The organism is Paenibacillus sp. Soil787 (assembly GCF_001429545.1).
Classification (GTDB): domain Bacteria; phylum Bacillota; class Bacilli; order Paenibacillales; family NBRC-103111; genus Paenibacillus_E.
Window position 1 is genome coordinate 31,091 of the sequence record NZ_LMSP01000023.1, and the last position, 15,390, is coordinate 46,480.

Annotated in this window: 16 protein-coding genes; 6 read left to right on the plus strand and 10 right to left on the minus strand. The window is 45.2% G+C overall.

Going from position 1 to position 15,390, the window contains the following annotated elements; all coding sequences use genetic code 11:
* The first annotated feature begins 36 nt into the window (after window positions 1-36).
* The 3 genes from ASG93_RS19690 to ASG93_RS19700 are packed head-to-tail and all read left to right on the plus strand — an operon-like array spanning window position 37 to window position 3,638.
* Window positions 37-1,401, plus strand: a complete 1,365-nt coding sequence (locus tag ASG93_RS19690) for a YheC/YheD family protein (RefSeq protein WP_056834441.1) — start codon at window positions 37-39, stop codon at window positions 1,399-1,401.
* On the plus strand, window positions 1,401-2,528 hold the full coding sequence (locus tag ASG93_RS19695; RefSeq protein ID WP_056834443.1) for a YheC/YheD family protein: 1,128 nt from the start codon (window positions 1,401-1,403) through the stop codon (window positions 2,526-2,528). Before ASG93_RS19690 ends, ASG93_RS19695 begins: the two co-directional genes overlap by 1 nt.
* A 6-nt stretch (window positions 2,529-2,534) precedes the next feature.
* On the plus strand, window positions 2,535-3,638 hold the full coding sequence (locus ASG93_RS19700; RefSeq protein WP_056834445.1) for a YheC/YheD family protein: 1,104 nt from the start codon (window positions 2,535-2,537) through the stop codon (window positions 3,636-3,638).
* Between the two features lie 79 nt (window positions 3,639-3,717).
* On the opposite strand, the gene ASG93_RS19705 is transcribed toward ASG93_RS19700, so the two are convergent.
* The 4 genes from ASG93_RS19705 to ASG93_RS19720 all read right to left on the minus strand — a co-directional run bounded on the left by ASG93_RS19705 (window position 3,718) and on the right by ASG93_RS19720 (window position 6,301).
* A complete protein-coding gene (locus tag ASG93_RS19705) occupies window positions 3,718-4,092 on the minus strand; it encodes an ArsR/SmtB family transcription factor (protein ID WP_056834447.1) in 375 nt (124 codons plus the stop codon).
* Between the two features lie 27 nt (window positions 4,093-4,119).
* Entirely contained in the window at window positions 4,120-5,052 is a 933-nt protein-coding gene (locus ASG93_RS19710; RefSeq protein ID WP_056835097.1) for a cation diffusion facilitator family transporter, read from the minus strand.
* Between the two features lie 277 nt (window positions 5,053-5,329).
* Complete coding sequence (locus ASG93_RS19715; RefSeq protein ID WP_056834450.1) at window positions 5,330-5,554, minus strand: spore germination protein; 225 nt, start codon at window positions 5,552-5,554, stop codon at window positions 5,330-5,332.
* Window positions 5,555-5,632: 78 nt separating this feature from the next.
* Window positions 5,633-6,301: an HAD family hydrolase gene (locus ASG93_RS19720; RefSeq protein WP_056834452.1), complete on the minus strand. Its 669-nt coding sequence runs from the start codon at window positions 6,299-6,301 to the stop codon at window positions 5,633-5,635.
* 267 nt (window positions 6,302-6,568) lie between these two features.
* Here ASG93_RS19720 and nagB point away from each other — a divergent pair, with 267 nt between their 5' ends.
* From nagB to ASG93_RS19735, 3 genes are all read left to right on the plus strand, one after another.
* Window positions 6,569-7,297, plus strand: a complete 729-nt coding sequence (gene nagB / locus ASG93_RS19725; RefSeq protein WP_056834454.1) for a glucosamine-6-phosphate deaminase — start codon at window positions 6,569-6,571, stop codon at window positions 7,295-7,297.
* Window positions 7,294-8,466 carry an N-acetylglucosamine-6-phosphate deacetylase gene (gene nagA / locus ASG93_RS19730; protein ID WP_056834456.1) on the plus strand — a complete coding sequence of 391 codons (1,173 nt, stop codon included), beginning with the start codon at window positions 7,294-7,296 and terminating at the stop codon, window positions 8,464-8,466. Before nagB ends, nagA begins: the two co-directional genes overlap by 4 nt.
* 590 nt (window positions 8,467-9,056) lie before the next feature.
* Entirely contained in the window at window positions 9,057-9,815 is a 759-nt protein-coding gene (locus ASG93_RS19735; RefSeq protein ID WP_056834458.1) for a YdcF family protein, read from the plus strand.
* 993 nt (window positions 9,816-10,808) lie between these two features.
* On the opposite strand, the gene ASG93_RS19745 is transcribed toward ASG93_RS19735, so the two are convergent.
* From ASG93_RS19745 to ASG93_RS19770, 6 genes are all read right to left on the minus strand, one after another.
* Entirely contained in the window at window positions 10,809-11,378 is a 570-nt protein-coding gene (locus tag ASG93_RS19745; RefSeq protein WP_056834462.1) for a manganese catalase family protein, read from the minus strand.
* Window positions 11,379-11,393: 15 nt separating this feature from the next.
* Complete coding sequence (locus ASG93_RS19750; protein WP_056834463.1) at window positions 11,394-11,660, minus strand: spore coat protein CotJB; 267 nt, start codon at window positions 11,658-11,660, stop codon at window positions 11,394-11,396.
* Entirely contained in the window at window positions 11,657-11,887 is a 231-nt protein-coding gene (locus ASG93_RS19755; RefSeq protein ID WP_056835099.1) for a spore coat associated protein CotJA, read from the minus strand. Before ASG93_RS19755 ends, ASG93_RS19750 begins: the two co-directional genes overlap by 4 nt.
* 355 nt (window positions 11,888-12,242) lie before the next feature.
* Window positions 12,243-12,944 (minus strand): HAD family hydrolase, encoded by a 702-nt coding sequence (locus ASG93_RS19760; protein WP_056834465.1) that lies wholly within the window; start codon window positions 12,942-12,944, stop codon window positions 12,243-12,245.
* Between the two features lie 29 nt (window positions 12,945-12,973).
* On the minus strand, window positions 12,974-14,020 hold the full coding sequence (ytvI, locus tag ASG93_RS19765; RefSeq protein WP_056834467.1) for a sporulation integral membrane protein YtvI: 1,047 nt from the start codon (window positions 14,018-14,020) through the stop codon (window positions 12,974-12,976).
* Window positions 14,021-14,034: 14 nt separating this feature from the next.
* Window positions 14,035-15,372, minus strand: a complete 1,338-nt coding sequence (locus ASG93_RS19770; RefSeq protein ID WP_082614986.1) for a hemolysin family protein — start codon at window positions 15,370-15,372, stop codon at window positions 14,035-14,037.
* Window positions 15,373-15,390: the final 18 nt, after the last annotated feature.

Below are 15,390 nucleotides of genomic sequence, written 5' to 3' on the forward strand. Positions count from 1 at the left end.
AGCCCCGTAGGGCAACAAGTTTAGGAGGGTAACCTAATGAGTTTGACAACGTGTATGCTCCACGCCGTACAACGAACGGATAAATCGGTCTACTTAACAAGTGAACTCGTCAAAGCTTTACGGTTAACCGGCAATAAATCGATTACTGTAAAGGTCGGCAGCAAAAGCTCAACCCTACCGATTCGTCTGATCAAGAAGAGTGGTCAGCATATGTATATACCGCTTTCCCTGATGGCCTCTTTACGCATTCCTCGAACAGGGAGTGTATTAGTCGCCAATAACAATAATAAAGAACTTCGCATCGGTCCGCTTATTGGTATCTTAACCAATGTGACTAACGGTTCGTCTCCCTTCGGTACAAAAACTGGATTCATTCGTCAAATTATGAATACAGGCTCTAATAAGTCCTTTATTTTTGCTTTTAGCCCAAGTAGTGTGAACTGGATCCAAGAAACCGTTACTGGGATTATCCCAAAAGAAGATGGAGGCTGGACTCGCAAAACATTCCCTTTGCCTGATGTCGTCTATAATCGTCTGTCCAGCCGTAAAGCAGAGAAATCCGCAGGTATTGAGGGCTTTAAGGACCGATTTGTACGCAGAGGGATTCCCCTCTTTAACTGGAGCTTTTTTGATAAATGGGACGTTTACAAGATGTTAGATGGCGATGATGCTTTCCGCTTCGTTCCAGAATCCCGGATCAATCCGTCTGCTGATCAAATCAAGGAAATGCTTGATAATCATAAATTCATTTACTTGAAGCCCACGGCAGGGAGCCTAGGTATCGGTATTTTCCGCGTAACGTATAATCCTAAGCGAGGTTACTTTGTTCGGTACCGCAAGGGCGGTCAAAATGTTCTCATCCGTTACGGAAAATTCGAAGGTTTAATGCAAATGCTTGGAACTGGACGCGGCCGTCTCACGAATTATGTCGCACAGCAAGGGATTCGTCTCATTGAAATTGACAGCTGTCCTATTGATTTCCGCTTCCATTTAACGAAGAACGGTAATAACAATTGGGTCGTAGCAGCGATTGGCGCGAAGAAATCTGGGAAAGGCAGCGTCACAACCCATATCCGTAATGGCGGTCAATTGATGACACCCGAACAGGTGCTTCGTCAAATTTATGGGACTCGTGCAGAGCAGATACTCGCTAATGCCAAGGAGACAGCCATTAAGCTTGCCGAGGGCATCGAGAATAACTATAACCATTTGCTTGGTGAGCTTGGTTTCGATATAGGTATTGATCAGAGCGAGAAAATTTGGATGTTCGAAGCTAATGCTAAACCCGGAAGATCCATCTTCAAACACCCCTCGTTGAAAGAAGGAGACACTGCCACCTTACAAAATATATATGAGCACTGCCTCTATTTGAGTCGCTTCCGCTCTAGGAGGGAAAATTAATGGGCTTCTTCCTTCATGAGATACGACAACAGCCTACACTTGCCATTCTCACGGTAAAGGATAGTAATCGTATCTTTCGCGGCAATCTGGACAATTTCAAGGATTTAATTCAAACTGGCGAACGACTTGGTGTTGATGTTTACATCGTGACTACGAAGGACTTTACCTTATCCAGCCCCGAAATATATGGCTATCGGTTTAATGTCGAAACCAAAAAATGGAGCAGGGAACTCGTTCCCGCTCCACAAGTCGTATACAATCGTATTCCCTATCGCAAGATGGAAATGAAGCCTGAGGTGCAGCAAACCATTCAAGCATGCAATCGCAGCTCTAGCATTCAATTATTCAATCCTTCCTTCTTTAACAAGTGGACCTTGTTCGGTTGGTTAAATAGTGCTAAAGAAAGCAAACCTTATATACCCGATACGCAGCAATTGAATTCTGCAATTGATTTGACTCAGCTATTGCGTAAACATGCCGTTCTCTACTTAAAACCAGTAAAAGGTAAAGCTGGGAGAGGCATTATGCGCATTGATCGATTAACGACTGTAAATGGCCGCCGTACTTATCGGCTGAGCCGCCAAGAAGATAAGAAGATGGCTTATAGTTACCACAATTCCACGGATGAACTATGGAATGAATGGAATAAACACCGGGGGACTCATGACTACATCGTGCAGCAAGGTATCGCATTAGCAAGATACAAAGACCGCGCTTACGATTTACGCGCTTTGGTCCAGAAGACGTCCAAAGGAAACTGGAGTGTATCCGGTATTGGAGCTCGTGTAGCGGGTAGAGCTAGCATCACGACACATGTGCCTCGCGGCGGATCCATCGACGAGCCACGCAAATTGCTTACGAATGCGTTTGGTGCCGCAGAAGCCACAAATATTTTGAAGCGAGTTCGTAAAGCCGTTGTTACACTCGCTGCGCAAATTGAGAAGTCATCCGGTAATCAACTTGGCGAAATGTCGATGGATATTGGTGTCGATACCGCTGGACACATCTGGTTCTTCGAAGCTAATTCTAAACCAATGAAATTCGATGAACCCAAAATTCGTCAAAAATCTCTTGAACGCATTATCCGTTACAGCCTTTACTTGATCAATCATGAGAGAAGAAGGTGATTATGCTTGTCTTCGAAACGACTGGGCGTACTCGCTATCTATTTAAGTAAATCTCGGCTCGAAGAGCTTTCTTACTTCCAGCGGCTAAGTAGGGAAGGAAAGAAATTTGGTGTTCAAGTTGAGGTATTTACCCCGGATGATGTCGAAGGTGACAACGCCGTTCGTACGCTGACGTATGATTCCGGTTCGGGGAAATGGATTCGCAAGCGAACATCTTTTCCCCCTGTTATTTATGATCGCTGCCGGTATAAAGCGGCGGCAAATTATCAGATACTCAAAGCATTTCGTAATCGACATGCCCAGCTAACCTTTTTAAGCAGGCCTTTAGCTAATAAATGGTCGATGCATCAAACCCTTTCAGAGAATGAAAGCATTCGCCCCTATTTACCAGCTACTGTACGATTTAGCTCCGTACAGGAGCTGCTGAAGGTTCTAAAGAAGCACAAGTTAATCTATGTAAAACCGAAGAATGGTACGGGTGGAAGAGGAATATTACGAATTGAACAGCTCGGTTCTGATCTTTATTTATTACAAGGCAGGAATCAGCAGCGAACCATCATCGCTCCATTCCGCGCTACGGAAAAACAGCTTGCCATCAAACTGCATACCCTGAAATTAAGCCCGGATTATGTGGTTCAGCAAGGAATCCAGCTAACATTGAGAGATGGCCGCGTACACGATTATCGTTTGCTAATTCAGAAAAATGGCCGCGGCGAGTGGGAAGTGACCGGTTGTGCTGGCCGTATTGGTCCTCAACGCAGCATCACTTCCAATCTTCATGGCGGCGGGAGTGCCATAACCCAGGATAAATTGTTAGCCTATCGTTTTTCTTCCGAAGAAAAAATGGATGCAATTAAAAACGAGATGAACAGCTTCGCGTATAAGCTTGCTGAGTATCTGGAAACTAAATTCGGTAAGTTGTGCGAGTTAGGCATGGATATTGCCGTGGATCCCAAAGGTCATGTTTGGCTGCTTGAAGTCAATCCGAAGCCATCACGCGAAGTTTTTCGCAAAATTGGTCAACATTCGATTTATCAGAAGGCGGTTACAAGGCCACTTGAATATGCTGTCTGGATGATGAAACAAAAGAAAATAAAAATAGAAGAATAAACCGAAGACAGGAAAAGCCGAATCATAACGCAAGCAAGCAATCGGAAGCGTCAGCTAAAGGCTAAAGCTAGCTTCCGGCCTACATATGCTGAAGATGTCCTAATGTTTGAACAAAAATTTGCTCAATATGTTCATCATCTAGCGAATAAAAAACCGTTTTTCCCACTTTACGTCTTTTGACAATGTGCAAATCCCGCAAGTAGCGAAGCTGATGTGAAACAGCCGACTGCCCCATCTCAAGAAGCGTTGCAAGATCATGCACGCATAACTCCCTTTGCTGCAGGTAATAGATCATTTTAACCCTTGTCGGGTCGCCTAAGGCTTTGAATACCTCCGCAATCCCTACCGCTTGCTCCTCGGTTATTTGAGGTTCCTGCATGAGTTCTACCGAGCCAATACCTGTACAAGTACATGTGTCCTCTCTTTTAATTGCTTCTATCCCTATTTTTTCCATGATTATCCCTCCTTAATGCTTGCTTAGCTATACTTTTAGTTCCGGATGGGCGTTAGTCGAGTTTTCAATTTGAATAGTCGCATGCGTGATTTGAAATCGTTCCTCGATTTGATGAATAGCTTGCTGGAGAACTACCTGACTATTACGATCATCCGCAATGAGCAAATGGCAGCTCAGAGAATCAAGGCCTGAAGTAATCGTCCAAATATGTAAATCGTGAACATTGATAACACCATCAATGCTCTCCAATACGTGTTTGACATCCCCATAAGAAACAGCTGCGGGTGTTCCCTCCATCAATATATGAATCGTCGATTTCAGAACGGTCCAAGCTCCCTTAAGAATAAGTAGAGACACAAGGATACTAATGATTGGATCAGCCGCATACCAACCGAAGATCAGCATAGCCCCGCCGGCTAAGATAGCCCCCACAGAGCCCAAAGCATCACCTAGAATATGCAGATAAGCGCTGCGCAGGTTAAGATTGCCATGCACATCCCCTTTGCGCATAAGTGCCCAAGCACTAAGTAAATTAGCTATTAAACCGACGCATGCAATGAGCATCATTGAACCACTGGCAACAGCAGGAGGATCTATAAATCGCCCAACTGCTTCCCAGATAATGAGCCCTGCTATTACAAATAGTGTGATAGCGTTGAACAGAGCCGCTAAGATTTCAATTCTATGAAAACCATAGGATTTATGAGCTGAGGATGGCTTGGCCGCGAACCAAAGGGCGGTAAGACTTAATACAAGAGAGCCAGCATCACTTAACATATGGCCTGAATCAGAGAGAAGAGCCAAACTATTGGTCCATAATCCACCTACAAACTCTAAAATCATGATGCTCGCTGTTATACATAGCGCAATAAAGAGTCCCTGTTTATTTCCGCTGTGACCATGGTGGTGATGTCCATGATGTTGTCCATGGTGTGCATGATCGTGTCCTTGGTGATCCATGTGACCACTGCACTTAGAATGATCTTTATGTTGGTGTGACTGTACTTCAGACTCATGATGATGCATAGAATTTCCTCCCTGTGTCTCAACCCATTAGAGTGTTGTGCCGCTATTTGATTTTTAAGTGACACCTTATATATGAGCATTTACTCATATATTCATAATAGTAACTTAAACAGGCTGATGTCAATACGGCTTCTGCAAAAAAAAGATCGATTCATCTGCTCAACATCACATGAGCCTGAATCGATCTAACGAATGATTGTCTAACTGCCAACTATGTCGCTGTTGCGACTTTATTCGCTCCAGCCTCTATGCCATCCGGGTCAAATGTGATCGTTGCACTAACCAGCGTATTGATTGCCCCGAAATCTCCCGTTATTCCGCCGCCGGCGCCAGAATACGTTTTGCTTGCACTTGTCGGAGCAATCACGAAATTATCGCCATTCACCAGATTTCCTTCATTCCTATTAATGTTGAATATTCCTACAAAAGAAGGCATTTCTGATCAGCACCCTTTATCTATCAAAGTTCTACAGTGTATGCCCACCTAGCCATATTTGCGACAGCCTACCCTTAATTATAAATATTCAAGCAGTTCGGCGAAGCTGCGGATTCGTATATGTGCACCCTCTAGCTCACCCGACTCTCGAAAACCTGCATAATCGCAAGCAGCTACGGTTAGGTTATTCTGGAGTCCTGCTTCCACATCGGAGGAGCGATCGCCAACCATCCACGCGGATTGGATATGATGGGTTTCCAGCAATATTTTTACTAAATCCACCTTGGATCTCGTTCGATGTTGCCCTGCACTATACAATCCTTCGAATAAATGAGCTACACCTTTGGCTTCAATCACATGCCGCACATAATCTTCTAGTCCATTGCTTGCGACAAATAAACGAATTCCTTTACTATGTAAAACTTGTAAGGTCTCAGCCACTCCTTGATAAAGATCGCCTTGCCCCTGCTGCAGTCCCTCCACTTGATACTTAATCAGCAGCTTGTCTGCTTCCTGACGAGTTTCAAGCTGCTCATTCGGCATTACCCGTTCCCAGATGTGCTCAAGAAGCATGCCTAGCGCCCCTAGGATTCGTTCTTCCGGTGGAGTCTCCCCAGTAAAAAGACCTTTAGCTCGAAGCTCATCGAACGTCTTATGGTAAGCAGGCAGAAGTAAGGTCTCCGTCTGAAATAGTGTTCCATCCAAGTCAAAAAGCATCGCTTCTGGTTGTTTTCTCTGATTACTCATGCTCATGCTCCTTCTACGTTTATTTATCGAATATGATTAAAATGATCTTAGATAAGAATGGCAAACATACCCAAGTAAGTCAATGTTCATATTAAGGAAAAAGTCTGTTGCCGATAAGAAAAAATTCAGTTATGATTGAAATGAGAGTAATTTGTTTTGAAAATGATACTTTTATGCAAAATTCAATCATAATTAATCGAAATAGGGTTCACCCCTTGCAAACATCCCTATTTGATAACTTATCTATGAAAAGTGAGGAAGACGATCATGAACCTTCATATTTTTCAAAATCAACAAGAGCTGAATGAAGCAGGAGCTGGCATTATTACCTCGCTTGTCCAAATGCTGCCTAAAGCGGTACTTGGCTTAGCCACTGGCGGAACGCCTGTAGGCATTTATGAGGAGCTAGTTAAAGCTTATGATAAAGGACGGGTTAGCTTTAAATCCGTTACTACCTTTAATTTGGATGAATATTGCGGTCTACCAATAGATCACCCAGAAAGCTATCACGCTTATATGCAGCAGCATTTGTTTGCACATATCGACTTACCTGCTGCTAGAGCCCATATCCCAAACGGAAATGCAGCGGATCTAGAAGCGGAATGCGAGCGTTATAATCAACTTTTAGAAGAAGCGAAGCAGATCGATTTGCAAATTCTCGGCCTAGGCCATAATGGGCATATTGGTTTCAATGAGCCCGATCATTCCTTAATCAGCGGTACACACCGCGTAGAATTAAAAGCGGAGACACGCGAAGCGAATGCACGTTACTTTACCTCCATCGACGAAGTTCCGTCCCACGCCTTAACCATGGGAGTAGGCACCATTTTGAAAGCCAAAACGATCCTGTTGATCGTTCGTGGAGCCGATAAAGCCGAAATCGTACATCGTGCACTTACCGGTCCGATTACAACGGAAATTCCGGCAACCCTTTTGCAAACTCACCCACACCTTGTCGTTCTTCTTGATGCTGAGGCGGGGAGGCTTTTTGAATGAGTGAACTTGTGATTTCGGGGGCTAAGATCGTTACTGAGCATGGAATTATTGAGCAAGGTATCCTTCATGTAAAGGATGGCTCTATCGCTTTTGTTGGCGAGATGTCCAAGTGGGACCCTTCATCAGCCGGTTCTGCCGCTAGGTCAGTCGATGCCCATGGGAGTTGGTTGCTGCCAGGATTCATCGATGTTCACGTTCATGGTGGATACGGCGCCGATTTCATGGATTCGAATCCAGAGACACTTGACATTATTACACGGTTTCATGCCTTACATGGCACAACCTCCATGCTGGCTACGACGATGACAGCGACTCGAGAGGCGATTGATCGGGTGCTTGGTGAAGTAGACCGCTATAAGAGCCAGGAGATGCCTTACGCTCAGCTGCTCGGCGTACATCTGGAAGGTCCTTTCATCTCACCCAAATGGGCAGGTGCGCAGGATCCGAACCTCATGGTACCGCCTCAGCTCTCATGGATTGAAGACTGGCACGAGCGCTATCCGCAGCTCATGAAGCAGTTAACCCTGGCCCCCGAACGCGAGGGGGGCCTCGAAATGATCGCGTGGCTGCGCGATCATAGCATCGTTGCCGCCTGCGGCCACACCGACGCGACCTATGCCGACATTCAGTCGGCGGTTCGCGAAGGGCTTACGCATGCGGTGCACACCTACAACGCGATGAAGCCGCTGCATCATCGCGAGCCTGGAACCGTCGGTGCGATACTCACCGACGAACGCATCAGCGGCGAAGTGATCGCCGATGGGATCCACGTGCACCCAGCAGCGATTCGCCTGCTGGCTAAGGCGAAGCAGCCGCATGGCTTGCTGCTGATCACGGACGCCATGTCAGCCGCGGGACTCGGCGACGGGCAGTATGAGCTGGGCGGGCAAGCCGTGACCGTACAGTCGGGCGCAGCCCGGCTGACGGAAAGCGGCGCGCTCGCCGGCAGCACGCTGACGATGATCGAGGCGCTCCGGTTTATGGTGCGCGAGGTCGGTGTCAGCGTCGAAGACGCAAGCCGCTTCGCGAGCGGCAACCCTGCGAGGCTGCTGCGCCTCGAGGCATCGCACGGCTCGATTGCGCAGGGCAAGCAGGCTGACTTGCTGCTTGTCAGCCCTCAATTAGAGCTTGAACATGTGTGGGTTCGCGGCAAAGAAATTACAAATTAAGTTGGCTGATGGATACCGTTGAATCATTTGACCAATCTTGCTCTACATAGATTTGTCTTAAACCGTTATCAATCGCCAAATGCGCAGAATTTAGGTTGCTAGCTCAGATGTATGATTCGTATTCGCTGTTGAATGATGTTGTAGAAAGTGCAACAATTTATGCCTAAATCTCGCCTCTCTTCCTTCATTGTTGCATCATGTACAACAAATTAGCCAAATATGGACCATATCGCATCAATTGAGCTCAAAATGTTGTACGAAATGCAACTTCAAGTTGCAAAATAGCCTTTTGGCGTGTTACTTGTTGTATAAAATACAACATTGGTAGCCACGATAGCCCATCAGCCCTCACGAAAGCTGAATGTCTCTAAAATCGTATTTTGGAGTTATGAATACCAGTTGTGAATTCATCGACAGTCTCTGATGCAAATATCATTTTTGCTAGTCCCGGCTTCGTCTAATCGCGAAGCCGGGGCTTTTTTTCATCTCTCCTCTTTGAAGCTCTTGTAAATTTGCAGGAAAATACCAACATTTGTCGAAAATCCCTAAACATCATACTTGAGCTCGCACAAGAAAGGGTTTGACGCCTGATGATATATTTGATAAAAATCGCTTACACGATACTATTCCCTCCAGGAATTATCATACTTCTACTCTTAGCTATAGCTTTATGGCTGAAGCAAAAAAAGGAGTACCTCGGCACGCTGCTTGTGGGTCTAGCCGCACTTCTTTTAGGTGTATCCTCCATGCCTTATTTCGGTAATACATTACTAAATTCCATTGAAAAAAGGTACACACCACCAGTTCAAGTGTCCGGCGACGTGCTAGTTCTACTAACTGGAGGTGCCACCTTAGATCATGCAGACCCTCTTACCAAAGGGGAAGGATATCTGACAGGAAACACAGCTGCGCGTGTATTAACAGTCGCTGAGCTATACCGAAGCACAAAGCTGCCTATCCTTTTGTCTGGCGGTCAAGTGTTTCCTGACACGGGCAATGAATCTCGGATTGCCAAAAGGCATCTTCTCGCACTTGGCGTTCCCGAATCTTCCATTTACATGGATGATAAGAGTCGCAATACCGAGGAAAATGCCGTGAATACCCAAGCTATTCTCACAGAAAAGGGATGGAAAGCTCCAATTCTCATCACATCTGCCTTCCACATGGCCCGATCCGTTAAGCAATTCCAAAAACTCAAAATTGACGTAATCCCCTATCCAACTGACTATATTTCTGGGCAGAATCAGCGGCTTAGTATCAGCAAATTCATTCCATCATCCAGCGGTTTATCCACCACAACGATTGCGCTGAAGGAGTTCTTAGGCTTGTTTGCAGCAAGAAACAATTAGACGGATTGCCGCTATTGGACTAATACTAGTAACAGTTGGCTTTCTTTCGTATCCTTTACAACACTTGTGATAAGCGCGATTTCAGAGCCTAAAGTAAGCGAGAGCAGCGTTGAAGTTGTGTATGACGGCTGTAACGGTCGGTTTCCGAGCTTACATCTTCCGTAAGAAAAACCGTCAGGGCAACCTGACGGTCTTTTTTCGTGTTAACCCATACGTTTTGAGCAGGGGGAGGGATGGATGTGGGGTTCCAACCGTTTCTTGAAATCGTGTTTTTTAAAATTTATTTAGCGGTTATAACAAGATTTCAAATACGGACACCGCAAAGCGCCGCTTTTCCACCCCATATCCATTCCCTTTTTGTTCTACTTTGTGCTGCCTTCATCTTTTTCTACCTTGCTGCGGTGGAGCGAACTTCTCTTTGCTACCACTCGCTAAACTGCTTTCTTTTCGTTTGTAAGAATGCAAAACATCGTTAGAGATTCAATTCCACATTCCCTCGCGACTGTAACGGTGAAAAAGGGGCTGTCGATTAATTGTGGACAGTTTTAAAGTGCACGGACACATGCAGAGAATGTATATGATTTTTCGGATACATATACAGAATCAGGGCTCAAATCANTTGTGTGTGCCGCTCATTATGTATGATTTTTCGCATACATTTTGTGGTCTCCCGCAGAATTTCCGAAGTTATGAACAGTTAATCGACAGGCTCAAAAATATCTTTACAGCTTGTGCATTGGCTGTGCGCCCTTTTCAACAATATGAATCTGATTTGGCTACATCCACTCCCATTGGAAAAAGTAAAGATTCTAAGGGACGGTGGCTGAAAAGAAGAGTTCATCTGTACGTATTCCTGTACTAATTTTGACGAACCTAGCCAAAGGAGATCTCTAATGCCTCAGAAAACTTATACTGTATACTTTAAACAAAAAGCAGGCCTCTCGGCCTGCTTTTTTTATCCTAGCTACCTCGTCCTACTCCATACCTCCCTGCTTAAAAAACCTTCTGGGCCTCTCGATCATCCTTCAAAATCTCAACAGCTTCTCTAAATCGCAGCGAATGCACAATTTCCCGCTCACGGAGGAACTTTAGACTGTCCTGCAGATCAACGTCATCAGTTAGATCAATCAACCATTGATAGGTTGCTCTTGCCTTCTCCTCGGCGGCAATATCCTCATAGAGGTCCGCGATGGGGTCTCCTTTGGCTTGTATGTAGGCTGCTGTCCATGGCACACCGGATGCATTCTGATAGAAGAGCGCTCTGTCATGGCTCGCATAATGGTCATCCAGACCAGCGGCTTTCAGTTGATCGACGGTTGCGTCTTTTGTAAGCTTATAAACCATGGTTGCAATCATTTCTAAATGGGCAAACTCCTCCGTGCCAATATCTGTTAACAGCCCCACTACCTTGTCTGGAATCGAATACCGCTGATTTAAATATCGCAATGCCGCAGCTAGCTCCCCGTCAGCACCCCCATATTGTTCAAGGAGCAGTTTAGCCATCCGAGGGTCGCATTTACTGACTCTGACTGGATACTGCAGCTTTTTTTCATAAATCCACATGCGCTCTCCTCCTTCTCAGACTTGCCATGGCCATGGAGGCTCACACCACTGCCAAGGTTGTTTGGTATAACTGTGACCGAAATGCATGAGAGGGCCGAACTCCAACTCAAACTGACTTGCAATTTGCATTCTTTTCTGTGCGAATTGATTATATTGTTGAATAGCACCCAGATCATCAGGGTGAGTATCTAAATACAGCGTCAGCTCAACTAAGACGAAATCTACAGCTTGCAGATCGTGAAGTTGTCTGTAATACGAATCGGGTAACATGGGTTCACTCATGTCAATGGGACCCCCTCTACTGCTTTAGCCTCATAAGGCCCGTAAAGTGCCGGCCAGAGCGTTCCTTTTCTGAGTGCTTCGTAGGGACTATATTGTGGCAAGCCAGGCGGTTGAAAGTGGATATATAATTGTGGCGGTGTGTTATAAAATTTCATTCGAATGGGTGGACAAGGATCAAATGGACCGATGAATGGGAAATATTTTTTAAATTGCGAATGCGCGTGCATATGCATATCTCTCCTCCTCTTCTGTCTAGTGAGTAATTGAAATCAAGCGCAGAACCAAAAATGGCCTATATGCTCGTTATATGCGGGATGACTTGGACAAAATCACATGTTTTACAACATTTCCATAGCTGTTGGAAGATGCCATTAGGAGCCAAGCGTATATACAAACAAATAAGCGCAAAAAACGCGCTTATAATAAGAATTCCTCGAGCCGAAGCTCATCTACTGTGTCTGAGAGGTCGGAAATCGACTTCTCAGCTGACCGTCCGTACTGTACAAGTAATGAAAAAAACCCTGATGCGCTGCCATTAGGCAACGAAGCAGGGTTTTTTTATAAGCAACTTTCAAGGGTGCATTAATTTAGATGAGGAATAAGTTCATGAAGCTGACTAACGATCGCTAGCGGTTTCATATCGGAGGCAGGAGGCGTTTTAGCATATTTATTGAGCCAAATTGCTTTCATGCCTATTTGCAGCGGACCAGCTACATCAGCTTCCCAAGAGTCACCTACAAACAAGGCATCCTCTGGCAGCACATTGAAATAATCAAGGGCCAGTTGATAAATACGCGGATCAGGCTTGGCCATTCCAACGACATTAGAGATCCACACCTGCTCGGGAGGGAACAATTCCTTCAGACCTAGACGCACTATTTTACCCTCTTGCATATCGTGAGGTCCGTTCGTAATGATTCCTAGGTGATAACGGTCCCTGAGCTTCAGCAGCAGCTCCAGCACGTGAGGATCGGGCTCTAAGCTCTTTTCATATCGTTGGATGTATTGGAGGTTGAAAGCTTCTGCCTCGTCTTCCGACATCGTGTATTGGTGGTCAGCTAATGTTTCGATCAACCTTCGGCTACGATACGCTTCAACCGTACAAATTCGCTGCTCATATAAGTAGTATAGCTCGTCGCTTTTCTTTTGAAATGCAGTGAAGAACGACTCGTTGTCATACTTTTTTGTCACCTCATGTTCCGCAAACATCTTTTTCATCACGACATTCCACGTACTTGAGAAGTCAAACAGCGTATCATCCAAATCAAATAAAATTAACTTCATACCCAACCACCCTGTTCATTTACTGTGGCTTAATCCAGTTTAATATTTAAGTTTAACAGGCCAGCTTTACGCATAGCTTGATAAATAATAACAACCAACGGCCCTAGAAAGAGACCTGTTATTCCTAAAAGCTCGAAACCAATGTACAAACTGATCAAAGCTGCGAGCGCATTAATTCCTACAGCATCACTGAGCACTTTAGGCTCGACAATGCGGCGGAATATCGTCAAAACAAGGAATAGGACTAATAATCCTACACCCATTCCCGTGTTTCCAATCAGCAGTTGATAAACGAGCCAAGGAATAAACACAAGCCCGGTGCCAATCACAGGAACGAACTCCATAACCATCACTAATAAGGAAATGGCTAGCGGATATTCAGCACCTAGGACCAGTAGGCCTACAAATGTGACCAAATAGGTCAACACGGCCATGATGAGCTGCGCACGAATGAAGCCAAAGATAGCTTCCCGCAGGTAAGTCAGCACGTTTTCCATCTTTCGTTTGGAATGCTCTTCAAACATGGACAGAAAAGACAACCTAAGTTTAGGTAAACTAAACATAAACAAATATAAAGCAATGACGTACATGAGCATTAAAATAAATAAATTCGGAATTTTTCCAGCTAGATTTAAAAAGAAGCCAGAAATGCCGCTTAATACATTAGTTAACGCCCCCGTTAAGGTTTCCGTACTGCTTTCCAGCCAAGTCTGCACTTGAGCCGCCATATCTGGTGACAAAGAGTCATAGAACAATTGTGTGCGGTTGACAGCTTGATCCATATACTTATTCACTTCATCCATATAATTCGGCGCTTTTCGGCCAAGGTCAATGAGCTCTGTGACGACATTTAACCCAATGAAATAAAATAAGGTCAGCGTCAGCAGTGTAAAGACGGTACAAATGATCGTAGCTGCAATTAATCGGTTCACTCTTGCAGCACGCATGAGAAGCACGGTTAAAGGGTCCAAGAAAATAGCTGTCACGAGCGCGAGTAAGAATGGCAAACCTATGGTGAACAATCCGTACAATAGCAGTAATCCAAGCACCATGATTAAGATCGTCTTAGGCGACATCAGTACTCCTCCGCTTATTCATCTATAGGTCTGACAGGGTTGATTTTCGTGATGTGAATGCGCACGATACGCAGTCGATCTACTTCGGATACTTCAAACACATGGTTGCCGAAAGCCACTTTTTTGCCTTTGACAGGTGCACCTTCAAGCTTCTTAAACAACCAACCACCGATAGAATCCACATCATCGTCCTCGATGTCCAGATCCAGCATATCATTCAAGTCTTCAATCAGGACACGGCCGTCTACAGACGTATACTTATCTTTGACCTCAACGCCCGGCCGCTCATCGATATCGAACTCATCGTGCATCTCGCCAACAATCTCCTCCAGAATATCCCCTAGTGCCAGAAGTCCTGCAGTACCGCCGTATTCATCAATAACGATAGCAAGTTGAGAATGTTTTTTCTGCATTAATTTTAATACACGGCTGACTTCCATCGACTCTGGAACGTTGAGAATTGGGCGAATAAAGTTTTTAATTTCCTGCTCTTCATCCGGATCAGCTGTTAGCAAATCAGCAATGTGAACGAAACCGACGATGTTATCCTTATCCTGATCAGCCACAGGGTAACGGGTATGCTTCGTCTCATGAACCATACGTAAATTATCAATAAAGCTTAGCTCAAGGAATAGACAATCCATATCTGTCCGCGGCAGCATAACCTCACGGGCAATACGCTCTGAGAACTCAAAAATATTATCGAAAAGCACCATTTCATCCTGATCGATATGGCCGCTTTTGACACTCTCATCCATCAGGATCCGAATCTCTTCCTCCGTATGGGCGGCCTCATGCTCGCTTGCCGGCTCTACACCAATCCATGATAGAAATTTATTGGCTGCACCATTGAGCACCCAGATGATCGGGCGAAACAGCCTGTAGAAGAAGAGCAGCGGCGCTGAGAGCCATAGCGAGGTTAACTCCGCTTTTTGAATCGCGAACGATTTCGGGGCCAGCTCACCGAGTACAATGTGCAGGAACGTAATAAATCCAAATGAAACAATGAAAGACAAGGTCGCTGTATACACCGAAGATTCTACTTGAAGCTTATGTAAGAGGGGTTCCATGATCAACCCCGCGATGGCAGGTTCACCAACCCAACCTAATCCCAGAGAGGCAAGTGTAATCCCCAATTGTGTTGCTGATAAATAAGTATCTAACTGCGAAGTTACCTTGATGGCATACTTTGCTTTGCCGCTGCCTTCATTGACTAACTGCTGGATGCGGGATTGCCGAACCTTCACAAGCGCAAATTCGGCAGCAACGAAGAAACCATTGAGTAGGACTAATATAATGATTACTATCAGGTTAAGAACAATGGAACCGAAATCAAACGAAGTGTGTGGCAAGCGTATATCTCCTTCAGT

What these genes read in the sequence shown, in the direction of transcription:
- ASG93_RS19715 (WP_056834450.1), bottom strand. Translation starts at nt 5,554, where the DNA reads ATGCCTTCTTTTGTAGGAATATTCAACATTAATAGGAATGAAGGAAAT.
- ASG93_RS19745 (WP_056834462.1), bottom strand. Translation starts at nt 11,378, where the DNA reads ATGTGGATTTATGAAAAAAAGCTGCAGTATCCAGTCAGAGTCAGTAAA.
- nagA (WP_056834456.1), top strand. Translation starts at nt 7,294, where the DNA reads ATGAGTGAACTTGTGATTTCGGGGGCTAAGATCGTTACTGAGCATGGA.
- ASG93_RS19705 (WP_056834447.1), bottom strand. Translation starts at nt 4,092, where the DNA reads ATGGAAAAAATAGGGATAGAAGCAATTAAAAGAGAGGACACATGTACT.
- nagB (WP_056834454.1), top strand. Translation starts at nt 6,569, where the DNA reads ATGAACCTTCATATTTTTCAAAATCAACAAGAGCTGAATGAAGCAGGA.
- ASG93_RS19750 (WP_056834463.1), bottom strand. Translation starts at nt 11,660, where the DNA reads ATGAGTGAACCCATGTTACCCGATTCGTATTACAGACAACTTCACGAT.
- ytvI (WP_056834467.1), bottom strand. Translation starts at nt 14,020, where the DNA reads ATGTCGCCTAAGACGATCTTAATCATGGTGCTTGGATTACTGCTATTG.
- ASG93_RS19755 (WP_056835099.1), bottom strand. Translation starts at nt 11,887, where the DNA reads ATGCACGCGCATTCGCAATTTAAAAAATATTTCCCATTCATCGGTCCA.
- ASG93_RS19690 (WP_056834441.1), top strand. Translation starts at nt 37, where the DNA reads ATGAGTTTGACAACGTGTATGCTCCACGCCGTACAACGAACGGATAAA.
- ASG93_RS19735 (WP_056834458.1), top strand. Translation starts at nt 9,057, where the DNA reads ATGATATATTTGATAAAAATCGCTTACACGATACTATTCCCTCCAGGA.
- ASG93_RS19710 (WP_056835097.1), bottom strand. Translation starts at nt 5,052, where the DNA reads ATGGATCACCAAGGACACGATCATGCACACCATGGACAACATCATGGA.
- ASG93_RS19760 (WP_056834465.1), bottom strand. Translation starts at nt 12,944, where the DNA reads ATGAAGTTAATTTTATTTGATTTGGATGATACGCTGTTTGACTTCTCA.
- ASG93_RS19695 (WP_056834443.1), top strand. Translation starts at nt 1,401, where the DNA reads ATGGGCTTCTTCCTTCATGAGATACGACAACAGCCTACACTTGCCATT.
- ASG93_RS19720 (WP_056834452.1), bottom strand. Translation starts at nt 6,301, where the DNA reads ATGAGTAATCAGAGAAAACAACCAGAAGCGATGCTTTTTGACTTGGAT.